The organism is Sphingobium sp. B11D3B, assembly GCF_025961735.1.
Lineage (GTDB): Bacteria > Pseudomonadota > Alphaproteobacteria > Sphingomonadales > Sphingomonadaceae > Sphingobium.
Genome location: NZ_JAOQOF010000001.1, coordinates 3,297,501 through 3,320,479 on the forward strand (window position 1 = coordinate 3,297,501; position 22,979 = coordinate 3,320,479).

Sequence of the window (22,979 nt, forward strand, 5' to 3'; positions counted from 1 at the left end):
AAGGCAATCTGCATTGTCTTGGGCGCCGTGTATCTAACAGTCATCTAGCGTTCCACGGACCTCTAAGGCAGCCGAGCAGTTCTTGCTCCCCACGTCGGTAAGGCTCGTCCGTCGAACTGGCATGCCGTCCTTTGGACGCCTCGCCGGCGACTGCAACTGCAACTCGCCAATCGGCTTGGCACTCCCGTCGCGCCTATGAACCCAGAGAGAGGCGCTTTCGACCGCGAGGACCGTGACTGTCACCAGACCGAACTTCCGCCCAGAAACGCAGCGTGAGAGGGCAGGAGGCTATCTGATAGCCGAAGACAATGTCGGACGGTCGACGGTGCCCTGTTGGGCTTTATAGCGCCACGCTTCGCGAAATGGCTGGGACCGCATAGGTCTACGCAACGAACTCAAATGAGTTGAACGCGCGCAGGGTCGGCCATGGCCATTTACCTGGGCGGTCCCCCGCCATCGGGGGCCGCCCGTGGCCGCCACGCTCTCCGCATGGACCGAGTGCCTTTTCAAATCTCGATGTCCGATCGCCCTAGACAAAGCGCTCCCGAGCGCTGCGCCACAGGATCGTCCCGCCGCGACGACGGACCGGCCCGAAGGCCGTTGGATCATGGAATTCTTGAAGAAACTGGAGCGGGCGAAGGGATTCGAACCCTCGACCCCAACCTTGGCAAGGTTGTGCTCTACCCCTGAGCTACGCCCGCTCTGGCGGACCGGGGCAGTGCCTTCCGGTCGGGTGAGGCGGGCAACTAGCATCGCCTTTGGAAGGCGGCAAGCCCCTTTTGCGCTTTCTCCAAAGATTCCCTGTCACCCTTGCAGAGCATCGGCGTTCCACCCCATATGGTCTGATCGGACGGACAGGCAGCAGGAGATATGACGTGGCCACCCTCGGGTTGAGCGAGCAGGACAAGCAGGCCGTCGAGGCGTTCCGTCGCGACGTTGTCGAGCCTTCGCAAACGAAGCTCGTCATGGTCGACTTCTGGGCAGAATGGTGCGGGCCTTGCAAGCAGCTTTCGCCCATCATCGAGAAGATCGCGGCCGAATATGCCGACCGGGGCGTGCTGCTCGTCAAGATCAACGTCGATGAGAACCGGTTCATCGCCAGCCAGTTCCGCGTGCAATCCATCCCCACCGTTTATGCGGTATTCCAGGGCCAGCCGGTCGCGGACCTGACCCAGGCACGCACCGAGAGCCAGTATCGCCAGATGCTCGACCAGATCCTCGCGCAATTGCCGATCGAGAGTGAGGCCGGCCAGCGTGCGCAGGACATCGCGCCATTGCTGGCCATGGCTGAAGACGTGCTTGCGGGCGGCGATGCGGAGCGGGCGATCGCCATCTTCGCGCAGATCAGCGAGATGGCGCCGGACAATGCCGAGGCGCTGGGCGGGCAGATCCGCGCCCTGGTGGCGGCCGGTCATCTCGATGAGGCGGATGGGCTCGTGGCGAGCCTGCCCGAGGCGCTGGCGCACGACAAGGCCATCGAGCGCGGACGCTCGGCCATCGCGCTGGCGCGGTCCGCCACGCCGGGCGTGGACGTGGCGCCGCTGCAGGCCCGCATTCAGGCCAATCCAGACGATCATGACGCGCTGTTCGAGCTGTCGGCCGCTCATATGGCCAATGGCGACCGGGATGCCGCCGCCGAGGCGCTGCTGACCAGCATCGCGCGCGACCGCAGCTGGGAGGATGGCAAGGCGCGGACGCAGCTGCTCCAGCTCTTCGAGGTGGTCGGGCTGGAAGATCCCTGGGTTGCCGGCCAGCGCCGTCGCCTCTCGCAAATTCTCTTCGCCTGAGGCTGTGATGCAGCGCAGGCTGGCCATCTTCCCGCTGGGCGGGGCGCTGCTGTTCCCCCGCATGCACCTGCCCCTGCACATCTTTGAGCCGCGCTATCGAGCGATGGTCTCGGAGGCGATGGCCAAGGACCAGCGCATCGGGATGATCCAGCCGAGCGGACCGGGCGAGCCGGCGCCGCTCTTCTCTATCGGCTGCATGGGGCGGATCACCGAGATCGAGGCGCTGGATGATGGGCGCTTCAACATCATTCTGGCCGGGGAGGCGCGCTTTCGCGTGCAGCGCGAACTGGATGTCCGCACCGCCTTCCGTCAGGTTGAAGTCGAGATGATCGAAGGCGTCGAGGATGAACCCGGCGTGCTGGCGCCCAGCGAGCGGGCCGCGCTGGAGGATGAGGCCCGGGCGTTCGCCGCGTCGCTTGGCTATGAGGTCGAGTGGGATGCGGTCGAGACGCTGGACGACGAGATGCTGGTCAATGCCATCGCGCAGATCGCGCCCTTCGATCCGGCGGCCAAACAGGCCCTGCTCGAAGCCGATGCGCTGCGCGACCGCAACGAACTGATCATCCAGCTCATGCAATTCGCGCGGCGGGGCGACGGGCAGGGCAGCCAGCGCCTGCACTGATCGTCAGGCAGGCGCGGGAGCCGAATAGGCTCAGGCGGCCAGTGGAAGGGGCTGTGGCGCGTGAGTGCCCTGATCGATGGGCTCTGCAGCCAGCTCGGCGTGGGCGGCTTCTGCGTCGACCACCACGACATCCGCGATTGGGCGCGAGCGCGCAGGGAACAGCCAGCGGCTGACGGCCACGACAAGCCCGAGGCCAAGATAGATGGCCACCGTCGCAGCGAGATTGAAGAAGACACCACAGGCAAGCGCCGCGCGCACCCAGGTCGGGTTGATGCCGAGATCCTCGCCAATGGCCTGGCAGATTCCCAGCAGCGTATCGGGGCGTGCGAGCATCGAGGGGTGTGAGGCGGACATCGGTTGGCTCCTTGAAGGCGGGCCGATCCGTTCGACCCGCTGTCCTCTCCAAAGCATGTGTCGTGCCAATTTGTGGCTGGGGCTGCTTTTACGCCATTTCGCTGAACGTCAGCGGAACGGACATGGCAGAAAGGTATGAAAATTTTCCCGACGTGTGGGAGATTTCACTAACCTTGCCCACGTCCCGAGGACATTCCTTTGATCGCGGCGCTAGACCGCGATATCCATGGCGGGGCTGGGCGCGAGCAGGGATCGTGCAGCCCGGAGCAATTCCTCCGCGCTGAACGGTTTGGTCACGATCGGCTGGCGCGCGAGCAGGTCCGGCAATTGCGCCGCACCATAGCCGCTGACCATCAGGAACGGGATGGCGCGGGCCTGCAGCAGCGCTGCGATGTCCTCGACCGTCTCGCCCTGCAGATTGCCATCCAGCAGCACGAGGTCGAACTGGCCGGTCCGGGCCTGCTCCAGTGCCTGGTCATGCGTGGTGACCGGCCCGATGACCTGCGCGCCGCTCTCGCCCAGCACGGTCAGGATATCCAGCGCAACCAGAGGCTCGTCCTCCACGACGAGCACGGACTTGCCGTCCAGCGAGCCTTCGGTGGTAACCTGGAGGACGGGCTGGGGCGCCGTCCGTGGGATCGCGGCGGGGGCGGACTTCCTCACGACGGCACAGGGCAGGGTCAGGGTCCAGCGCAGGCCTTCCGGCTCGTACGTGGCGGTGGAAGCCCCGCCCTCGCTGCGCAGGCTGCGCTCGATCAACATGCTGCCGAAACCGGTGCGCGATGGCGGCGAGACGGGCGGCCCGCCACGCTCCACCCATTCCAGATGCAGTTGCTCATCCTCCAGCGTCCAGTTCAGCGCGACGTGGCCTTCTGCAGTGGATAGCGCGCCATATTTGAGGGCGTTGGTCACCAGTTCGTGCAGGACCATGGAGAGATGCAGGGACGGCTCGGGCTCCAGGTCCACGTCGGGCCCGGACGCGGAGAGGCGGTCGGGACCGACCACGCCCATATCGAACTGGCCGTGGATCAGCTCGCGTAGGCTCGCGGCTTTCCATGTCGCTTCGCTCAGCAGCGAATGCGCCTTGCTCAGCGCATGGATGCGGCCGATGAAGGTCGGTGCGAAATCGGCGGGATCGGCCGAGTGGCGGAGCGTCTGCGAGGCGATGGCCTGCACGGAGGCCATGGTGTTCTTCACCCGGTGGTTGAGCTCGCCCACCAGAAGCCGCTGAGTTTTTTCGGCCCGCCGGCGCTCGGTCACGTCGAGAATCTGTACTTCAACCGAAAGCAGCCTGCCACCGGCGCCATGGACCGCGGAACAATAGCATTCCGTGTCGATGTCTGTCCCCTGGCGGCTGTGCAGCACGAGACTCAGCATATCGCGCTGTTTCACGCCGGCGCGGAAGTCCGCGAACAGGCTGTGCAGGGGGGCAGTGCCATCGGCATCGCTCCAGGCTGTCGTGGCGAGGTCGCCGCCCAGCATTTCCCGCTCGCTCCAGCCGAACATGCGCTCGGCGCCCTTCGACCAGCCGACGATCCGCTCGCTGTCATCGAACTCCACGATGGCAAGCGGGCTGTTGTCCCGGTGCGCCTGCAGTCGGCCGAGAGCGCGGCTCAATTCATCGCCATGGCGCGCCAGGGCCTGCCGATGCCGGTGCAGCTCGACGAACACCTCCACCTTGCTGCGCAGCACGAGCGAATCGATCGGCTTGAGCAGATAGTCGACGGCGCCGGCTTCATAGCCGCGGAACCGCCGGGTCTCGTCGGTTGCGACGGCGGTGAGGAAGATGATCGGGATCCGGCGGGTCCGCTCGGTGCCGCGCATCAGCTCGGCCAGTTCGAACCCGTCCATCCCCGGCATCTGCACATCGAGCAGGGCAAGGGCGAACTCGTTCACCAGCAACAGCTCCAGCGCCTCGGCGCCCGAACCGGCGCGGGCCGTTTCCACGCCGTCATGAGCCAGCAGCGCTTCGAGCGCTTCGAGATTTTCCACCACGTCATCGACGATGAGGATGCGGACCGGATCAGGCGACATGGCCGGGCTCCTGTGACGGGACGAGGTTGCGGCGATAGATTTTTTCCTGAGGCACGAAGTCATCAAAGCAGCCTGACGTCCTCGAGAAGCGCAGCGTCTCACGCGAGCCTAGGCCGAGATACCCGCCGCGCACCAGCGAATTGGCGAAGAGATCGATCGCGCGGTCCTGCAGATCGCGGTCGAAATAGATGAGCACGTTGCGGCTGGAAATCAGGTGCGCCTCGGCGAACACCTGATCCGTCGCAAGGCTGTGCTCGGCGAAGACCGCGCGCGACCGCAGCGACTTGTCGAACACCACGCCGCCATAAGCTGCAGTATAATAATCGGAGAGGGATGTGTGTCCGCCGGACAGCCGGTGGTTCTCGGTGAACTTCGCAATGCGGCTCTGCTCGTAGACGCCGCTCTGCGCGTTGTTGAGCGCGCCGGGGCTGATGTCCGTGCAGTAGAAGATCGTGCGCTCCTCCAGCCCTTCTTCCCGAAACAGGATGGCCATGGAATAGAATTCCTCGCCATTGGCGCAGCCGGCGATCCAGACCTTGATCGAGGGGTAGGTCCGCAGGTGCGGGATCACCTGCTCGCGCAGCGCCCGAAAATAATCGGGGTCGCGGAACATCTCGCTGACCTGGATGGTCAGATAGCGCATCAGCTCGCCAAAGGCGGCGGGGCTGCGCAGCACGATATGCTGCATCTGGGAGAAGCTCTCGCAGCCAAGATGCGGCTGGGCACGCAGCAGGCGGCGGTGGAGCGAATTGCGCGAGTATCCGCGGAAGTCATAATGATAATGCCGCCAGATCGCCTCGATCAGCAGATCGGCTTCCAGCACGTCCAGCGGGGCAAGCTCGGCTTCAGGGGTCATCGCGGCATCCACACGCGCACCAGCGACAATAGCTTGTCCACGTCGAGCGGCTTGGAGAGATAATCATTGGCGCCGGCTGCCAGACATTCCTGCTGGTCGCGGTCCATGGCCTTGGCGGTCAGGGCGATGATCGGCAGGTTGCGCCACTGGCTCTGCCCGCGGATGTGGCGGGTGGCGGTCAGGCCATCCATCTCCGGCATCATCACGTCCATCAGCACCAGATCGACCATCGGCGCCTTGCCCTTTGCGGACTGGTCCAGCGCGTCGAGCGCTTCCCGGCCGTTGCGGGCGATGCGGATGGTGGTGCCATGCGGCTCGAAAATGCTGGTCAGCGCGTAAACATTGCGAATGTCGTCCTCGACCACGAGGATGGTTTTGCCATCCAGCGCGACATCCCGGTTGAGCGAGCGGACGACCATCTCCTTCTGCGCCTCGGGCAGTTCGGAAACGACCTGGTGCAGGAATAAGGTCACCTCATCGAGCAGCCGCTCGGGTGACTTTGCGCCCTTGACGATGATCGACTTGGAGTAGCGGCGCAGGCGCAGCTCTTCCTCGGGGGAGATGTCGCGGCCCGTATAGACAATCACCGGCGGGAAGCCGATCGTCTCATCCTCGCTCAGCCGTTCGAGCAGATCGAGGCCCGGCGTATCGGGGAGATTGAGGTCCAGCACCATGCAGTCGAAGCTGGTCGTGCCCAGCTGGTCGAGGCATTCGGCCGCGCTGTGTGCGGCCACCGTCTCGACATCGCGCGAGCCCAAGAGCAGGCCGATGCTCTCGGCCTGGCGGGCATCGTCCTCCACCACCAGCACCCGGCGCACGCGCTGCGAAATGCGCGTCTCCAGCGCTTCGAGCATGTCGACCAGTTGCTCGCGCCGCACCGGCTTGAGCAGATAGCCCACGGCGCCATTGGCCAGCGCCGCCTGTGCATCCTCGCTCACCGAAACGATATGCACCGGGATGTGCCGCGTGCGCACGTCGCGCTTCAACCGGTCGAGCACGGAGAGGCCAGTGTGGTCGGGCAGGTTCATGTCGAGGATGATGGCGTGGGGCAGATATTGCCGGGCCAGCAAGACGCCTTCGTCCGCCGTTCCCGCGACGAGGCACTGGAAACCGAGTTCGTGCGAGAGGTCGGCGAGGATTTCCGCAAAACGCGCATCATCCTCAACCACCAGGATCAAGCGGGAATCGCCGGAAAGCACCTCGCGATCATCCGCCACCGGCGACTGGCGCGGCAAGGCTGGCATCGCCGGCCCACGCGCGGGTTCCGGCAGGGCAGGGCGGGATTGCGAGCGGCCCTGATCGAGCGCGGATGGCTCCAGCTCGAGCGGCAGCGTCAGCGTGAACACGCTGCCTTCGCCGGCAGCGCTCTCGACGCCGACCGAACCGCCCAGCAGCCCGGCCAGTTCGCGGGAAATCGACAGGCCAAGGCCGGTGCCGCCATATTTGCGGCTGACCGTCCCGTCCGCCTGCCGGAAGGCATCGAAGATGATGCCCAGCTTCTCGGCCGGAATGCCGATGCCGGTATCCCGCACGCTCAGCGCGATGCCGCCGCCCGGCGCGGCCGATGCGCGCAACGTTATCTCACCGGCGGCCGTGAACTTGATCGCGTTGGAGAGGAAGTTCTTGAGCACCTGCTCGACGCGCTGGGCGTCGGTGCGGATGTCGGCTGGCAGGCCGGGGTCGATTTCCGTCCGCAGCGCCAGCCCCTTCGAGGTCGCGCCTGCGGAAAAGGTCGCGCTCAGGCGCTCGAACATGGTCGAGAGCTTGGCCGGGCGGATGTCCAGCTCCACCTTGCCCGCCTCGATCTTCGAGATGTCGAGAATGTCGTTGATCAGCGTCAGCAGATCATTGCCGGAGGATTCGATCGTGCGGGCGTGCTTGACCTGATCGGCCGAAAGATTGCCGGCGCGGTTCTCCCCGAGCAGCCGCGCCATGATGAGCAGCGAATTGAGCGGCGTGCGCAGCTCGTGAGACATGTTGGCGAGGAATTCGGATTTGTAGCGGCTGGCCTTCTCAAGCTCGGCGGTCTGCTCCTCAAGCGAGGCCTGGGCCTGTTCCAGCTCGTCGCGTTGGGCCTCAAGCTCATGGGCCTGATTTTCCAGTGAGGCGTTGCTTTCCTCCAGCTCGGCCTGCTGCGCTTCCAGCCGCGCCTGCGATTCCAGCAGCCGCTGGCTCTGCGCTTCCAGTTCCTCATTATTGGCTTGCAGCTCTTCGCCCTGCGCCTGCAGTTCCTCGGCCTGATGCTGAGTTTCCTCCAGCAGCGCCTGAAGCTGCGACCGATAGGCTGCCGAGCGGATCGAGACGCCAAGCTGCGCGGCGATCCGCGTCATGAAAGCTTCGGCATCATGGGCGGCCTTGCCGGTCAATCCCAGTTCAATCACGGCGTTGACTTCGCCGTCGGCGCGCGCAGGCGCGACCAGAATCTGCTGCGGGACCGCCCGGCCGAACGCCGAGCCGTAATAGAGATAATTTTCCGGCACCTCGGTCAGCAGAAAGCTACGCTTGTCGCGTACGGCCTGACCGAGCAACCCATCGTCTGGCGTGATCTCCTGCGGGATGGGGGCGTCCTGCGGAACGCCATAGACGGCACGGCGCTGAAAGGTCGCTTGCTCGCGCACGAACAGGGCAGCCGCTTGCGCGCCGAGATATTCGGCCAGGTAGCGCAAGGCACGCTGGGAGACCTCTTCAATCGACAGGTCGCCAGCAACGGCGTTTCCAAGCCCGACCTGCCCGGCCTGCAGCCAATCCTGCCGGGCGATTTCCAGCTTGCTGCGGATGAACATGACGCCAACAGCGGCCAGCAGCCAGTTCACGGAGGCGCCGATGACGCGGTTGACGATGGCGATGTTCGGATCGACCCCATCGCGCGCGAAGAAGAAGCCCATGATCGTCAACAGCGTTGCCAGCGACGCGGTCACGAGCGGCGCGAGGGGAGCGGACGCCAGGAAGGCGAGAACGGTGGGGAGGAGGTAGATGACCCAGACAGCGGTGCCGAGCGGAAAGATCAGGTCTCCGGCAAACGGGATCGCCAGAAGGAAGGCGATGGCGGCATAGAGAAACACTTCGCGATTATTATGAAGCACTTAATGCCCGCCCTTTCAGATGCCAAAAGGGCAGATAGCTCAGACCCCCGAGGGGAACGCCAATCAGGCATTTTGGTTCCCGCACCGTTTAAATGCGTGAAGAAATTTCTCGGCGGGGCTGTTCGGCGCCCGATAACCGGGGAATCCGGACAGGCAGGATGATGCGCATGGCCGGGCCTGGCTGACCCGGCCATGCGCGTTGTGCGTTTAAAGCCGCCTCATGCGGGCGCGTTTTCCGCCGCTGCGGCGATGGCGTCGTCGAGATCCTTGGCGCTGTGTCGCTCGGCGATGCCGCCGCCGGGGCGTCCTGCAGCATTGACGAGCAGGCCGCGGCTCACACCCTTGCGGGCATGGAGCTGCGTCACCCAGCGGTCGACATTGCGATACTCATGGACCGAGAGGAACTCCTGCGCATCATAGGCACTGCGCATCATCGATCCATACCAGGGTAGGATCGCGAAATCGGCGATGGTGATCTCGTCGCCGATGATGAATTCCTTGTCGGCCAGCTGCTTGTCGAGCACGTCGAGCTGGCGCTTGGTTTCCATGGCGTAGCGGTCGATGGCATATTCGATCTTGATCGGCGCATAGGCATAGAAGTGCCCGAAGCCGCCGCCGACGAACGGCGCGGATCCCATCTGCCACATCAGCCAGTTGAACGTCTCGGTGCGCTTGCGCACGTCGGTCGGCAGGAAGGCGCCGAACTTCTCGGCCAGATAGACCAGCATCGATCCGCTCTCGAACAGGCGCAGCGGCGGGTTCTGGCTGTAATCCATCATCGCCGGAATCTTGCTGTTCGGGTTGATCTTCACGAAATCGCTGCCGAACTGCTCGCCGGTGTAGATCTTGATCAGCCAGGCATCATATTCCGCGTCATAGCCCGCGGCCAGCAGCTCCTCGAGCATCACCGTGACCTTCTGGCCATTGGGTGTGCCCAGCGAATAGAGCTGGAGCGGATGTTCGCCGATGGGCAGGGTGATGTCCTGCCGCGCGCCCGCCGTCGGCGCATTGATGCTGGCGAACTGCCCGCCATTCTCCGTCTCGTTGCGCCACACCTTGGGCGGAACATATCCGGCGGGCAGATTGTTGGCGGGGTCGCTGTCGGCCATGGTCTTGTCTCCTGTGCGCGGTGTTATGCCGCCAATCTAGCGCCTGCGCGCGCACAGACCAGCGCTGCGTGGGATGAGTTTGTCTCTGCCCGCGCGAAGCGGCGCTTTACCCGATTGGTCGAGCGCCGCTCGCGCGAAGGCTCAGAAGGGCAGCCAGTTGCGCTTTTCGGTGAACTTCATGTAGCCGGCATTGACGCCGAGCCGATAGCCGACGCCAAGGCGGATGGGGATGAGCACGATATCCCCCCAGCGCATGTAGCTCGCGTTGAAACCGCCGACGAGATAAGCGGCGCCCTCACCGGCCGGGAAGCGCTTATAGAGCTCCTGGCTGTCATAGAGATTGTAGACGAGCACGAAGGTCTTCGCGGCATTGCCGCCGAGGTCGAAGCCGATGGACGGGCCGGTCCAGTAGACGTCGCGCTGGCCCTCGATCTTGTGGAACAACGTCCCCGATCCGTAGCGCAGGCCGATGCCGATGGCGCCCGAGGCCTCGCGCCCGGCGATGTAGGCGATCGGCTCGCCCTGATCCTTGAGGATGTTCTCGATGATGCCGGCGAGCCCTTCAGCGCCCTTGCCGAAGACGCCCTCGGCCGCGCCGATCAGATCGTCCTTCTTGTAGGTGTTCGCGGCGGCATTCTCCGGCACGCCGGCGGCCTCGGTCGGTGTGGTTGCGGTCTGGGCCGTGGTGCTCGCTGGGGGCGCGGGCGGCGGGCTGGTTGCCGGATCGTTATAGACCGGATCGGCTGGCGGGTAGGAGGGCGCAGGCTCGGATGGCGGGGGCGTCTGGTTCGCCGGTGCGCCGGGCGCGAGATCTGCGTCGATCTGCGTGTTGGGATCGACCGTGTTGATCTGGGCCGCGGCAGGCGCCGCCACCATTGCCGCGCTGGCCACCAGCCCGATCGCCCAAGTGATGAGAGGCTGGATCGGTGCTCTCGTCCGGTTCATTCAAATGTCTCCCGCAATCGCAGATCGGCCAGCGGTCGTGCCGCAATATCGCTGGCACGATCAGACCCCCGCTCGAGCTTAGCTATCCGTTCGCCCGGATGAAACGACAATGAACGAACGGTGAGTCGAATCGATTTCGCGTCAAACCGAATCGATTTCCCGCTCGGCCGCTGGTCCATTGAGGCTGTTGATCGCCTCGAACACTTGGCGTTCCGCTTCTGCACGAGGCAGGCCGGGCGGAATGAGCGGCGCCAGCCGGTAGGTGATGACGCCGGAGCGCTTCAGGAAACTGTTGCGAGGGGAAAGCCGGCCCGTATCCAGCGCCACCGGCAGCACGGGCACGCCGAGCATGGAATACAGCCCGGCAAAGCCAGCCTTGAGCGGCGCGCGCTCGCCATGCGGCACGCGCGTCCCTTCCGGGTAGAGCAGCACGGGGCGCCCTTCTGCGAACGCGGCGCGCGCTTCGGCACGGATGCCGCGCAGCGCGCTGGCACCGCCTGCCCGGTCGACGATCATCAGCCCATAAGCCCGCGCCACCGCGCCCCAGACCGGGATGTCCCCCAACTCGCGCTTGGCGGCGATCACCGGGCGATGGAAGAGGATCACGGCGTCCAGCGTCTCGAACATCGATTCATGCTTGGAGACGATGAACACCGGTTCGTCAGGGAAGGCGCCCTCCACGACGATCTTCTGGCCCAGCACCCAGCGCGCCAGAAACCGGTGAATGCGCGACCACACCGCCGCGAGCGGCACGACCTTGCGCGCGCCGAACGGCATCACGCTCAGGCAGGCGAGCAGCAGGAAGACGGTCATGCCGTAGAACAGCACCGAGAACAGCGCCGAGCGCAGCGCCGTGACCAGCGTGCCGAGCGGGGACAGGGGAGGCATGGGCTTTCCGTTCCCGCTCAAATGCCGAGCAGACCGGCAATTCGCCGCAGGGCGAATTTGTGATATTCGCGGAACAGCACCGTCAGGCTCGGATGAGACCGCACGGCGTCAGGCACGATGCGAACCGAAGGATCGATCTGGCGCGAGAGTTCATATTGCGCGCGGCGCATGTGCCAGTCGGTGGTGATAATCCGCACGGAGGCGTAGCGGTTGCGGCGCAGCCATTGCGCCGTCTCGATGGCATTGGAGCGCGTGTCGATCGCCTCACGACCCAAGGTGATGCAGCAGCTCATCAGTGCCGGTGAAACCCTGTAGAGCGCGGCAAATTCGCCGCGCCGCACGTCCCGATCCACACCGGAGACCAGCAGATGACGGCTCTGGTCGCGACGCAGCAGCGCCAGCCCCCGCTCGATGCGGCCTGCCGAACCGGTCAGCACGACGATGGCGTCGGTCTTTTCATCGTCCTGCGACTGGGGCAGCAGCAGCGCGAACCAGATAAAGCCGAACGCCCAGACCAGCAGGATGATCGAGAGAAACCGCCGTATCACAAGGAGCGCTCCAGCGCCCGCCGCAAGGTGAGGCGTGCCGACAGCGACGCGACGCCCACACCCGCCACCGGCAGCAGCGGGAAGATGATCCACGCGATGCCGGGCAGCGAGGCGCTGCTCATGAGATCGGACGCCACTGCCGCCATCGAGCGGCCGACAAGGATGATGACGAGCGTCGCCGCCGCATAGCCCACCACGCCCCCGAACAGCGCATCAAGCATCATCCGCCGCTGGAACAGGCGCACCACCTGCGCATCGGTGGCGCCCAGCATGTGCATGATGTCGATGGTGCCGCGATGGGTGGCGTGCGCGCCTCGCGCGGCCAGCACGACCACGGCGCCGGTCGCAAAGGCCATCAGCGCGACGACGGCGAAGGCGACGAGGCCGATGGACCAGACAAGCTGGGCGAGGGACGAGAGATAATCGCCATGCGGCTCGACGCGGGCATGGGCGTTGATCTCTTTCACTGCCTTGTCGAGCACAGCCAGGCGCTCGGTCCGGGCGCTCTCCGGGGTCAGCAGTTCGGCATCGATTAGCGCCGGCAGCGGCACATCGGCCAGCTTGAGATCATTGCCGAGCCAGGGCGCAAGTTGCGCCGCCAGTTCGCTTTCCGGCACGACATGCACTGTGCCCACGTCCTCAGCCTGATCGAGCAGGCTGACGATGCGGCGCACCGCCTGTCCGCGCGCCTGCGGATCTGCCTCGGCCACCTGCACGGTCACGCGGCCGGAGACCTCATCCACCAGCGCCCGCGCGCCCTGATTGAGGGCGAGGCCGGCGGCGGTTGCCAGCACGGTCAGGAACATCATGATCGCGATCACCCAAGGCATCGGCCCGGTCAGCCGGCCCTGCGGCAGCAGCGGGCCAGGGCGATAAGGGCGGCTCATGCCTTCGAGCGGATTGCGCGCCATGGCTCAGGCTTGTCCCGGCTGGTGGGGCGCGGGGCGATGGGGTGAGGAGAGCGCGCTGACGCCATCCTGCCCCTCGATCGGCGCCATGCGTCCACCTTCCAGCCGCATGGTCCGCGCGCCGGAGACCTTGCCCAGCAGGGCAGTGTCGTGCGTGGCGACGACGATTGTCGTGCCGAGCTTGTTGAGCGCCTCAAACAGGGTGATGAGCCGGGTCGCCATGTCCCGGTCCACATTGCCGGTCGGCTCGTCGGCCACCAGCAGTTCCGGCCGGCCGATCACGGCGCGCGCGATGGCGACGCGCTGCTGCTCCCCGCCCGAGAGGGTGGCAGGCAAGGCATGGGCACGGTCGGACAGGCCGACCCAGTGCAGCATCTCCTCCACGGGCGGGCGGATCTGGTCTTCGTTGACGCCGGCGATGCGCAATGGCAGCGCGACATTATCGAACGCCGAGAGGTGCGAAACCAGCCGGAAATCCTGAAACACCACGCCAATGCGGCGGCGGAAGCTCGGCAGACGGGCGCGGGGCAAGGTGACGATATCGGCATCGAACAGGCGGATCGCGCCGCGGCTGGGGCGCTGGGCGAGATAGAGCAGCTTGAGCAGCGAGGTCTTGCCCGCGCCGGACGCGCCGGTGAGGAAATAGAAGGCCCCTTCGTCGAGCGAAAAGCTGAGGTCGGACAGCGTTTCCGGGCCGGGCCCATACCGCAGCCCGACATTCTCGAACTGGACTATTCTAGCCATCGCCGCGATTGCATGTCCCCATTAATGGCGCGCGGCCACGCCCGCCGATGATCTGCCGCGCCGTGCATGGCACAGGCCCCCATTGCGGGCAAGGTGGCGGATGGTGCGCCGGCCTCGCGCGCGTCCCACAGGCCCTGCCGTCCGTCGCTGTGGGGATATCCCCGGCCACGTTCAAACGCCCGCTTGCCCTCTGCGGGAAACCGGTGTTTATGGAGCGCGATGATCCTCGTCTGCCCTCAATGCGCCACACGCTATGTTGTGCCTGATAGCGCGATTGGTGCTGCGGGCCGTCAGGTCCGGTGCGCGTCTTGCCGCCACAGCTGGTTTCAGGAGGGCGCGCCGGTGGAGCGCCCCGAGCCGGCGATGGCCGATGCTGCGGCGGACGCCGGCCTTGCGCCCAATGAGGTCCCCGCATTCGCACCCGTCGAGAGTGGAGAAGCGCAGGCGCCTGTGGCGCCGGTCTCGGTCGGCACTGAGGAAACCGCCGCCGCAGCGCCCCCGGCTGAACCGCGTCACGACCCGATCGATCCGCCGCCTGCTGCCGCGCCGTCGCAGGAGTTCGTCCATTATCCCGACGAGCCAGCCGAGGCGCCGACGCGTCCGCGACGCAATCCCGCCAGGCTCTGGACGGCAGCGGCGCTCGCCTTCTTCGTCGCGGTGAGCCTTGCCGGCGGTGCGCTCGCTTATTTCGGCCCGCCCAACTGGGCCGTTGCGCTCGGCTTTGGCGGAGCGCCTGCGACCTCCGGCCTCAATTTCTACCTGCCCAAGCCTCCCGAGCGCCGCAACCTGCCGACCGGCGAGGAATATTTCGCGTTCAGCGCCCGCATCCTCAACGATAGCGACCAGGAACAGACCGTTCCGCCGGTGGTGGTCGAACTGCGCGACGATCAGGGCCGGCTGGTGTTCAGCTGGATGACCAAGGCGGACAAGTCGACGCTCAAGCCCAATGAGGAAGCGCGCGTGTCCGAGAGCCGGCTGGACATCCCCAAGAACGCGCGCAACCTTGAGCTCAGGTTCGCCGATAACGCAGGCTGACCTGCCAGAAGCGCGCTGCCTGCAGCACCATCGCCGCCGCCATGCCGAGCGCCGCGGCGAACGCCAGACCCGCCGATCCCCAGCCCTGCGCATGGCCGTACCAGCCCATGACGCCCATCACGCCAAAGAAGGCGATGATGCCATTCACGCTGGCGACCACCTGATCCCCCAGTGAGCGCAGCGCTGCGACGAAGATCGCCTGGATGCCGTCGCACAGGATGAACGGGGCCAGAATGAGCAGCATGATCAGCGCTTCCCGCGCCACGGCGGGTTGCGCGGTGAGCCCGGCGACGATCGGCCGGCCGAACAGCAGATAGGCGATTACCACCGCGCCCATGAACAGGATGGAGAGGCCGCACGCGATCATGGTGCGGCTGCGCGCCTCCCATGGCTCGCCTGCGCCTACCGCATTGCCGACCCGCACGCCTGCCGCGGAGCCGAGCCCCAGCGCTAGCGCAAAGCCGAGATTATGCAGCGAGAGCATCACCTGAAAGCCGCCGGCCACGATCTCGCCCATCTGCGTGGAGAGGATCATGAGATAGGAGAAGCCGAGCACTTCCATCGCCGCCCCGATGCCGGGCATCGCGCCGAAGCGGACGATGGCACCGATGCCGCTCAACGCGCTGCGCCAGGCCGCCAGGTCGAGCCGGCGCAATCCGCGCTCGCGCGCGCTTGGCAGCGTCCACGCCATATAGGCCATGGCCAGGCCGCCGCCCAGCGAGGTCAGTGATGTCGCCAGCGCGGCGCCGAACGCGCCCATCGCCGGAAAACCGAGATGCCCGAGCGCCATGGCCCACGTCAGCACGGCATTGACCGGCAAGGTGGCGAGGTTGACGATCAACACCCGGCGTGGCGCGCTCACCCCTTCCAGAAAATAAGCGCAGCCAATCGAGAGCATCTGCCCCGGCAGGCCCAGCATCATCGCGGCGAGCACATGCGCGCCGGGATCGACCAGCGCATCGGCGACGCCGGTCAGCGCCAGCAGGGGGCGGGCGAACAGCGCGATGACGACGGCGCTGGGCACGCCGAGCAGCAGGCCGGTCAGCACCGCTTCCCGCCATAGCGCCCCGGTGCGGTGCAGGTCTCCGCCGCCATCCGCGCGGCTGGTGAAGACGATTACGCCGGACATGCCGGCCAGCAGCAGCATCAGGATGACGAACATCACCACCCGGCCGGCCGCCAATGCCCCGAGTTCGCTCGTGCCCGCATAGCCAACCACCGTCACATCGACGAGGTGCATGATCGTCCAGTTGAGATTGGTGAGGACGATCGGCCAGGCTAGCCACGCGATGCGGCGGGCCTCGCTCAGCAGGCCGGTGTGGCGGGGTGGCAAGATGGTGTCAGTGTCGGACATGAAGCTGCTTGATCAGGAGAGGAGGGGAAAGAGGGAGCGGGACCGGAAGTTATGCATTCCGCGCACGCATCGGCCATACTGATTCGCGCGGCGCAGGCTGTGGAGCATCGAAGTGACGGAACGCATAGTCAGCACAGCCGCGTGGCATCGGATCGGTCCTTCCGGCGCAGCCATGACCGGGCTTTTGGCGCCCGCGACACAAGGACTGCAAAAATCGTGATAAAAGCGCGTGCATTGGGCACGTCAGCGCCCTGCTGGATCGCCTGCAGGGCCGCGCAAGTCAAGCCAACAGCCCGATCCCGCGGCGCGTTTCACGCTATATCACGATGAAGTGCGAAGGATGGTTGCATGCCCCGAATCCCTTTGCTAAAGGCCGCCGCCTACCCGGGGGCCATCGGCTCCCACCTCCCTGATGTGCGGTCGTGGCGGAACTGGTAGACGCGCAACGTTGAGGTCGTTGTGGGCGAAAGCCCGTGGAAGTTCGAGTCTTCTCGACCGCACCATTCCCAGTCAAAGATGAGCATTTAGGCCTTCTTTGAGGCGGCGGCGGAAATCGCTGCCGTTTCGATGGCAGCGTGTGCGCCATGCCCGATGACGTGGGATTCGCTACTCTCGCCGACGATCACTTCATTGATCAATATGCGCACATGGCTTCATCGAAGCGGTGAATTATTGCCGCAGACGGGCCGCTTTAAGCGCTCGACCATGTGGGACGTCACGAGGTTGCCACGGTGGAGCTGGCACTCCAGGAGAGTGCGGGTTCTGACAAGGCCGCGATAGGTGGCGCTCCCGACGCGGTTACCTGCTTTGATCCGAACGGCTCAGTTGCTTGCCTAAAAAGGCATACTGACCCAATTGCCGATAGTTGGTTTGCCAAGGCCCAATCTCCATCCTAGGATTTACCGGAAAAGTTACCGGTAATGTAATCGGGCGATGGGGAGAGATAGACGGTGCGGCACAACATATCGCGGGATCACTTGATGGCATCTGTTGGGGCGGTCGCCCTGGGATGCATTTGCTCAGCAGCACCTGTGCATGCGCAAGATGGGGAGGGGGCCGGGTCCTCTGAAGCGCGGGCCGCCGCGGAGCAGGAGTCGATCGTCGTCACCGGATCACGCATCCGTACCAGCGGTTTCAACTCCCCTCAGCCGCTTACGGTGATTGGCGCCGAGCAGATCAGGAACCTCGTGCAGACCAATTCGCAGGATGTTCTCGACAGCATCCCTCAGATCACCAGTGCCATTTCGGACACCAACCCGGGCAATGCGTCTGGCGCGGAGGTGGGGTCGGCGACGGCGAACCTCCGTGGCCTGAACCCTTTTTACGGAACCCGCACGCTCACGCTGGTGAACACCCGCCGCTTCGTGCCGACCGGGGACGGCGGGGCCGTTGACCTCAACCTCATTCCCAGCGCCCTGATTGCGCGGGTGGAGACCGTGACGGGTGGCGCCTCGGCCGCCTATGGCTCGGATGCTGTCGCGGGGGTCGTGAACATCATCCTCGACAATAAGATGACGGGCCTGCGCGCGCAGGTTGATTCCGGCCTCACCTTTCGTGGCGACGGGCGCAAGATCCATGGGTCGCTGGCCTATGGCACCTCTTTCGCGGGGGATCGCGGTCACATCATCGTCGGGGTCGAATATCAGGATCAGGACGAGATCGAGAGCTGTTTCAATGCCCGTCGCTGGTGTCAGGCCGGCTGGGATATCTTCGAGAACGCCAATAATATCCTGCCCAATGGCCAACCGTCGGGATACAATGTTCCGGGCTCGCCGGGCTTCGGGCTGCCCAACTATGTTTTGGGCCGGGATTCCGCGCTGGCATTCAACACACCTTATGGCGTCGTGCGCAATCGCGCGCCCGCCCCGCTCGCGGCACGCAACTATCGGTTCACGGCGGATGGCAGGGGAATCGTGCCCTTCGATCAGGGCGAGTTCGTCAACAACAGCACCATCGGCCAGGTCCAAGGCAGCGATGGCATTTCGAACTATGACGATGCCAGCCTTCAGGCCGGGCTGGAGCGCATTGTCGCTTATACGGCCGCCGAATTTGCGCTCAGCGATAGCCTGACGCTTTCCGGAGAGTTCAACTATGGCAAGCGGATCGCCCGAGCCGCCACGCTGACGGCAGGTCCGCGATCCACCTTCTTCGTAAAAGCCACCAACCCCTATGTTCCGCAGGAGCTTGCCGCTCTGCTGGGCGGTGCCTCATTCAGTTTCGGCAAGGATCTTGACGGTCAAATCCCGTCCTACAGCCGCGCGGAGGTGGAAGTGTACCGGGGCGTGATTGCCCTCTCAGGCGATCTCGGCGGCAGTTGGAAATGGGACGCCTATTATCAATATGGGCACAATGAGCGTAATCAGATGCGCAATCGCTCGCGCGTCAACACGCCCTTCACCTTCGCTCTCGATGCCGTTCGCGCGCCGGCCGGCAATGTGCTGGGGGTGGCTCCTGGCACGATCGTATGCGCCGAGTTGTTGAAACCGAACCCCAACCCCATTGCGGTCGGTTGCTCTCCGGCAAACTTCTTCGGCCTCGACAATCTAACGCAAGCCGCGATCGATTATGTCTATCGGCCGGTGTTCGAAGACTTCGTCTATGATCAGCACGTCCTGGCCGCCAGCATCACCGGCGATCTGTTTGGCGGCATTGGCGCGGGGCCGATCGGCTTTGCGGCGGGCGGCGAGTACCGGACGGAAAGCGGCAATGTCACCCATGGCGACATTCCCAACTATCTTGATTACGCCTTCACGTTCGGCCTGGATTACGGCGGAAGCATCAAGGTGCTTGAGGGCTTCACGGAACTCAACGCGCCTTTGCTGGCCGGGCTGCCAGGAGCCGAGCGGCTCGATCTGAACGGCGCAATCCGGTACACGCGCAACAGCGCCAAGAACCGCATCACCGACGAAGCGAAGTCGACGACAGCCACCAGCTGGAAGCTCAGCGCCATTTACGAGCCACTAAGGGGCGTGCGGTTTCGTGGATCGCGGTCGCGCGATATCCGCGCGGCGGGCTTCCGGGAGCTGTTCCTGCAGCAGGTGCCGACCGACCCTGGCACCTCGCAGGGCACCGTCCGCAATCCCAATGGGCCCGGCGGCAACGCTAATGATGCCACGCCGATCCTGAGCGGCGGCAGCTTCCAGTTGGGCGCTGAGAAGGCGGACACGACGACAGCGGGGATCGTGCTGCAACCTGCCTTCGTCCCGGGCCTGCGCTTTTCGGCGGACTGGTTCGAGATCAAGCTCAAGGATGCGGTCACCACGCTGTCCGGGCAGTCGATTGTCGATCTGTGCGATCAGTTCGACACCTTCTGCGACCGCATAACATTCAGCGGCGGCAATCTAGCCGACATCAGCTTCATTGATGCCCGTCAGGTCAATCTGGGCCTGATCACTTATCGCGGCCTTGATTTCGAACTGGAGTACAATCTCCCGCTGTCCGACGTGGCAAGCAATTGGGACGGCGCGCTGACCCTGCGGGTACTTGCGGCGCATCAATATGATCTCAAGGTCCAACCCGACCCCAATGTCCGTGCCCTCGATTATGCCGGCATGACCGGGCCTCTCGTGGGCCGAGCCGACTTCAATCCGGCACCCGCATGGCGGTGGAATGCATCGGTCACTTACAATCAGGGTGGCTTCACGAGTGTGTTGCAGGTGCGGCGGATCGGCTCCGGCATTGGCGACGTGACCAAGGTCGGTCCTGAGGACGAGGGCTATGATCCTTCTCTTCCCAACAGCATCAGCGTCAATCGTTTCGATGGTGCGACCTATGTGGATCTGGCGATGACCTATCGCATCCCCTTCGGCTCGGGCGATCAGAACTTCGAGATTTTCGGAAAGATCGAAAATCTGTTCGATAAATCTCCGCCGATTGCGGTTGCTACCGGCGGGAGCGGCGGCTCGCCTTACCCCACGAACCCTGTGTTCTTCGACACGCTGGGCGCTCGCTTCCAGACCGGTGTGCGGGTGAGATACTGAGGCTGAGGGAGGGCCGGTTTTCGGCCCTCCCGTTAAGGGGGGCGCCCACCCGTAGTGCTTCGTATAAGCTCTGAAAGCGCCTGTTCAGACGCGCTCCACCGCCAGCGCCAAGCCCATGCCCACACCCACGCAAAGGGTGGCGAGCCCGCGTTTGCCACCGGTCTGTTCCAATTGACGCACCAATGTCAGCGCGAGGCGCGCGCCCGACATGCCGAGCGGATGCCCCAGCGCGATGGCGCCGCCATGCGCATTGACGTGCGCCGCATCGTCCTCCAGCCCGAGCGACCGGAGGACCGCCAGGCTCTGGCTGGCAAAAGCTTCGTTCAGCTCGATCGCGTCGAAGTCGCGGATGGTGAGATCGAGACGCTGCATCAGCTTTTGCGTGGCCGGCACCGGGCCGATTCCCATTAGCCCGGGCTCTACGCCCGCCGCCGCCGCGCCGAGGATGCGCGCACGCGGCGTCAGCCCGAAGGTCTTCGCGGCCTGCTCGGTCGCGATGATCATCGCCGCCGCGCCGTCATTGATGCCGGACGCATTGCCGGCGGTGACGGTGCCTTCGGCACCGAACAAGGGCTTCAGCCGCGAGAGCGTTTCAAGGGAGGTGGTATGGCGCGGGTGCTCGTCGAAGGACATGAGATCCGTCTCTCCACGCACCTTTCCCGGCACCGCGACGGGCAGAATTTCCCCATCGTGAAAGCCGCTGCTCTTGGCCGCGGCGGCACGCTGCTGGCTGCGGAGCGCAAATTCGTCCTGATCCGCGCGGCTGATCTGGTATGCCGATGCGACATTCTCGGCCGTTCGCGGCATCGTCTCCGTGCCATAGGCGGCATCGAGCGCTGGATTGACGAAGCGCCAGCCCATTGTGGTATCCATCAACTGCTGATCGCGGTCGAAAGCGCCTGTGGCCTTGCCTATGACGAGCGGCGCGCGGCTCATGCTCTCCACACCGCCGGCCAGCGCAAGCTGCATCTCGCCTGTGCCGATCGCGCGCGCGGCCGCGCTGACGGCCTCCAGGCCCGAAGCGCACAGGCGGTTGTGGGTTACGCCCGGCACCGTGACAGGTAGCCCGGCAAGCAAGAGGCTCATCCGCGCGACATTGCGATTGTCCTCGCCCGCCTGATTGGCGCATCCGTAGAATACCTCCTCGACTGCGGCTGGGTCGAGTTGCGGATTGCGTTCGAGCAGCGCCTTGATGGGCAACGCGCCCAGATCGTCCGCCCTTATGCCGGAGAGGCTCCCGCCATAGCGCCCGATCGGGGTACGGATGGCATCGCAGATGAAGGCCTCTCTCATGCCTCTTGCCCCGATCCGGAGAGGCCTCGCGCTCCGGCTGCGAGTTCCAATGGAACCCCGGTGAGCGCACGGAGATCGTCAAGGCCGAGGCCATCCACCATGTCGATGACGCGGGCGCCTGCCTGCCCGACCTCGAAGGTGGCAAGATCGGTGTACACCCGGGACACGCAGGCCAGCCCTGTCAGTGGATAGCTGCACTCGGCCACCAGCTTGCTTTTACCCTGCCGGGTTAGCAGGTCCATCATCACAAAGGTCTGCCGGGCGCCGATCGCGAGATCCATCGCGCCTCCGACAGCCGGGATCGCGCCTTCCTCGCCGGTGTGCCAGTTGGCAAGATCGCCGGTCACGGACACCTGATAGGCGCCCATCACGCATATATCGATATGGCCGCCCCTCATCATCGCGAAGCTGTCTGCATGGTGAAAATAGGCGCCGCCGGGCAGCAGGGTGACCGGCTGCTTGCCCGCGTTGATCAGTTCCCAATCCTCCTCGCCCGGCGCTGGCGCAGGCCCCATGGCGAGCAGTCCATTTTCGCTTTGCAGGAAAATGTCGCGGTCTGCGGGCAGATAGTCCGCGATCTTGGTTGGCAGTCCGATGCCGAGATTGACGTAGGCGCCCTCCGGGATGTCCTGCGCCACGCGCTGGGCAAGCTGATTGTGGTCGCGTCGGTTCATGGCAGGCTTCTCCTCATGCGGCGGCCACGTTCCGGCGATCGACCTGCACCACTCGCTGGACAAAGATGCCGGGCGTCACGATCGCTTCAGGATCGAGGGCGCCCAGCGGGACGATTTCGGACAGCTGAGCAATGCATGTTCTGGACGCCATCGCCATGATCGGGCCGAAGTTGCGGGCCGTCTTGTTGTAGACGAGATTGCCCCAGCGGTCGCCGCGATGCGCCCTGATCAGCGCGAAGTCCGCCGAGATCGGATATTCCAGCACATAATCGCGCTCGCCGATGCGGCGGGTTTCCTTGCCCTCTGCGAGTTGCGTGCCAAAGCCGGTGGGCGTGAAGATTGCGCCAAGGCCCGCACCGGCGGCCTGTATCCGTGCTGCCAGATTGCCTTGCGGCACGAGTTCGAGCTCGATCTCTCCGGCCCGATAGCGCGCGTCGAAATGGTGGGAATCGACCTGGCGCGGGAAGGAGCAGATGATCTTCGCGACGCAGCCGGCCCGGATCAATGCCGCGAGGCCGGTTTCGCCATTGCCCGCATTGTTGCTGATGATGGTGAGGTTGCCCACGCCCCGCGCAATCAGCGCGTCGACGAGTTCGTCCGGCATGCCAGCGGTTCCAAACCCGCCGATCATCACCGAGGCGCCATCAGGAATATCCGCTGTCGCCTCGATCAGGGATTCAAAGGTCTTGTCGATCATGATGTTAAATCCAGGAGGCCAAAACCGAACGGATCACGCGGGGTAGGTCAGGGGGCGAACGCCGATCC

18 protein-coding genes and 2 tRNA genes are annotated in these 22,979 nt (G+C 65.0%); 5 read left to right on the forward strand and 15 right to left on the reverse strand.

Going from position 1 to position 22,979, the window contains the following annotated elements; all coding sequences use genetic code 11:
• Window positions 1-626: 626 nt before the first annotated feature.
• Window positions 627-701, reverse strand: a tRNA-Gly gene (locus tag M2333_RS15330).
• Between the two features lie 174 nt (window positions 702-875).
• Here M2333_RS15330 and M2333_RS15335 point away from each other — a divergent pair.
• Complete coding sequence (locus M2333_RS15335) at window positions 876-1,787, forward strand: tetratricopeptide repeat protein (protein ID WP_264577225.1); 912 nt, start codon at window positions 876-878, stop codon at window positions 1,785-1,787.
• Between the two features lie 7 nt (window positions 1,788-1,794).
• A complete protein-coding gene (locus M2333_RS15340; protein ID WP_413716506.1) occupies window positions 1,795-2,409 on the forward strand; it encodes an LON peptidase substrate-binding domain-containing protein in 615 nt (204 codons plus the stop codon).
• Window positions 2,410-2,439: 30 nt separating this feature from the next.
• Here the strand turns inward: M2333_RS15340 and M2333_RS15345 are convergent, their stop codons facing one another.
• The 10 genes from M2333_RS15345 to ftsE form a co-directional block, all read right to left on the reverse strand.
• Window positions 2,440-2,763 (reverse strand): PspC domain-containing protein, encoded by a 324-nt coding sequence (locus M2333_RS15345; RefSeq protein WP_264612321.1) that lies wholly within the window; start codon window positions 2,761-2,763, stop codon window positions 2,440-2,442.
• 210 nt (window positions 2,764-2,973) lie between these two features.
• Window positions 2,974-4,797, reverse strand: a complete 1,824-nt coding sequence (locus M2333_RS15350; protein WP_264593688.1) for a response regulator — start codon at window positions 4,795-4,797, stop codon at window positions 2,974-2,976.
• On the reverse strand, window positions 4,787-5,653 hold the full coding sequence (locus tag M2333_RS15355) for a CheR family methyltransferase (RefSeq protein ID WP_264571847.1): 867 nt from the start codon (window positions 5,651-5,653) through the stop codon (window positions 4,787-4,789). The genes M2333_RS15350 and M2333_RS15355 overlap by 11 nt, the downstream gene beginning before the upstream one ends.
• Complete coding sequence (locus M2333_RS15360; protein WP_264612322.1) at window positions 5,650-8,736, reverse strand: response regulator; 3,087 nt, start codon at window positions 8,734-8,736, stop codon at window positions 5,650-5,652. Before M2333_RS15360 ends, M2333_RS15355 begins: the two co-directional genes overlap by 4 nt.
• A 218-nt stretch (window positions 8,737-8,954) precedes the next feature.
• Complete coding sequence (gene yghU, locus M2333_RS15365; RefSeq protein ID WP_181558444.1) at window positions 8,955-9,845, reverse strand: glutathione-dependent disulfide-bond oxidoreductase; 891 nt, start codon at window positions 9,843-9,845, stop codon at window positions 8,955-8,957.
• A 141-nt stretch (window positions 9,846-9,986) separates the two neighbouring features.
• Window positions 9,987-10,790 (reverse strand): DUF1134 domain-containing protein, encoded by an 804-nt coding sequence (locus tag M2333_RS15370; protein WP_413716507.1) that lies wholly within the window; start codon window positions 10,788-10,790, stop codon window positions 9,987-9,989.
• A gap of 141 nt (window positions 10,791-10,931) precedes the next feature.
• The gene (locus M2333_RS15375) at window positions 10,932-11,678 is read right to left on the reverse strand and encodes a lysophospholipid acyltransferase family protein (RefSeq protein ID WP_264571851.1); all 747 of its coding nucleotides are present in this window, start codon (window positions 11,676-11,678) and stop codon (window positions 10,932-10,934) included.
• 17 nt (window positions 11,679-11,695) lie between these two features.
• Window positions 11,696-12,226, reverse strand: a complete 531-nt coding sequence (locus M2333_RS15380; RefSeq protein WP_264612323.1) for a YdcF family protein — start codon at window positions 12,224-12,226, stop codon at window positions 11,696-11,698.
• Window positions 12,223-13,137, reverse strand: a complete 915-nt coding sequence (locus tag M2333_RS15385) for a cell division protein FtsX (protein ID WP_264612324.1) — start codon at window positions 13,135-13,137, stop codon at window positions 12,223-12,225. The genes M2333_RS15380 and M2333_RS15385 overlap by 4 nt, the downstream gene beginning before the upstream one ends.
• A 3-nt stretch (window positions 13,138-13,140) precedes the next feature.
• Entirely contained in the window at window positions 13,141-13,878 is a 738-nt protein-coding gene (gene ftsE, locus M2333_RS15390; protein WP_264587985.1) for a cell division ATP-binding protein FtsE, read from the reverse strand.
• A gap of 219 nt (window positions 13,879-14,097) precedes the next feature.
• Between ftsE and M2333_RS15395 the strand changes: the two genes are divergently transcribed.
• Window positions 14,098-14,913 (forward strand): zinc-ribbon domain-containing protein, encoded by an 816-nt coding sequence (locus M2333_RS15395; RefSeq protein WP_264612325.1) that lies wholly within the window; start codon window positions 14,098-14,100, stop codon window positions 14,911-14,913.
• Here the strand turns inward: M2333_RS15395 and M2333_RS15400 are convergent.
• Window positions 14,888-16,267 (reverse strand): MATE family efflux transporter, encoded by a 1,380-nt coding sequence (locus M2333_RS15400; protein WP_264612326.1) that lies wholly within the window; start codon window positions 16,265-16,267, stop codon window positions 14,888-14,890. The genes M2333_RS15395 and M2333_RS15400 overlap by 26 nt on opposite strands.
• A 416-nt stretch (window positions 16,268-16,683) precedes the next feature.
• On the opposite strand from M2333_RS15400, the gene M2333_RS15405 reads away from it, so the two are divergent.
• Both M2333_RS15405 and M2333_RS15410 read left to right on the forward strand, forming a co-directional pair.
• Window positions 16,684-16,770: transfer RNA gene (locus tag M2333_RS15405), tRNA-Leu, on the forward strand.
• A gap of 528 nt (window positions 16,771-17,298) precedes the next feature.
• On the forward strand, window positions 17,299-20,247 hold the full coding sequence (locus M2333_RS15410) for a TonB-dependent receptor domain-containing protein (protein WP_264612327.1): 2,949 nt from the start codon (window positions 17,299-17,301) through the stop codon (window positions 20,245-20,247).
• A gap of 84 nt (window positions 20,248-20,331) precedes the next feature.
• Here M2333_RS15410 and pcaF read toward each other — a convergent pair whose 3' ends face one another.
• From pcaF to M2333_RS15425, 3 genes are read right to left on the reverse strand one after another with little or no spacing between them, the layout of a single operon-like run.
• Window positions 20,332-21,540: a 3-oxoadipyl-CoA thiolase gene (pcaF, locus tag M2333_RS15415; protein ID WP_264612328.1), complete on the reverse strand. Its 1,209-nt coding sequence runs from the start codon at window positions 21,538-21,540 to the stop codon at window positions 20,332-20,334.
• On the reverse strand, window positions 21,537-22,214 hold the full coding sequence (locus tag M2333_RS15420; RefSeq protein WP_264612329.1) for a 3-oxoacid CoA-transferase subunit B: 678 nt from the start codon (window positions 22,212-22,214) through the stop codon (window positions 21,537-21,539). Before M2333_RS15420 ends, pcaF begins: the two co-directional genes overlap by 4 nt.
• A 13-nt stretch (window positions 22,215-22,227) precedes the next feature.
• A complete protein-coding gene (locus tag M2333_RS15425; RefSeq protein WP_264612330.1) occupies window positions 22,228-22,911 on the reverse strand; it encodes a 3-oxoacid CoA-transferase subunit A in 684 nt (227 codons plus the stop codon).
• Window positions 22,912-22,979: the final 68 nt, after the last annotated feature.

Coding starts and splice junctions, on each gene's coding strand:
- M2333_RS15400 (WP_264612326.1), bottom strand. CDS start 16,267: ATGTCCGACACTGACACCATCTTGCCACCCCGCCACACCGGCCTGCTG.
- pcaF (WP_264612328.1), bottom strand. CDS start 21,540: ATGAGAGAGGCCTTCATCTGCGATGCCATCCGTACCCCGATCGGGCGC.
- M2333_RS15425 (WP_264612330.1), bottom strand. CDS start 22,911: ATGATCGACAAGACCTTTGAATCCCTGATCGAGGCGACAGCGGATATT.
- yghU (WP_181558444.1), bottom strand. CDS start 9,845: ATGGCCGACAGCGACCCCGCCAACAATCTGCCCGCCGGATATGTTCCG.
- M2333_RS15370 (WP_413716507.1), bottom strand. CDS start 10,790: ATGAACCGGACGAGAGCACCGATCCAGCCTCTCATCACTTGGGCGATC.
- M2333_RS15395 (WP_264612325.1), top strand. CDS start 14,098: ATGATCCTCGTCTGCCCTCAATGCGCCACACGCTATGTTGTGCCTGAT.
- M2333_RS15375 (WP_264571851.1), bottom strand. CDS start 11,678: ATGCCTCCCCTGTCCCCGCTCGGCACGCTGGTCACGGCGCTGCGCTCG.
- M2333_RS15345 (WP_264612321.1), bottom strand. CDS start 2,763: ATGTCCGCCTCACACCCCTCGATGCTCGCACGCCCCGATACGCTGCTG.
- M2333_RS15350 (WP_264593688.1), bottom strand. CDS start 4,797: ATGTCGCCTGATCCGGTCCGCATCCTCATCGTCGATGACGTGGTGGAA.
- M2333_RS15355 (WP_264571847.1), bottom strand. CDS start 5,653: ATGACCCCTGAAGCCGAGCTTGCCCCGCTGGACGTGCTGGAAGCCGAT.
- ftsE (WP_264587985.1), bottom strand. CDS start 13,878: ATGGCTAGAATAGTCCAGTTCGAGAATGTCGGGCTGCGGTATGGGCCC.
- M2333_RS15340 (WP_413716506.1), top strand. CDS start 1,795: ATGCAGCGCAGGCTGGCCATCTTCCCGCTGGGCGGGGCGCTGCTGTTC.
- M2333_RS15385 (WP_264612324.1), bottom strand. CDS start 13,137: ATGGCGCGCAATCCGCTCGAAGGCATGAGCCGCCCTTATCGCCCTGGC.
- M2333_RS15420 (WP_264612329.1), bottom strand. CDS start 22,214: ATGAACCGACGCGACCACAATCAGCTTGCCCAGCGCGTGGCGCAGGAC.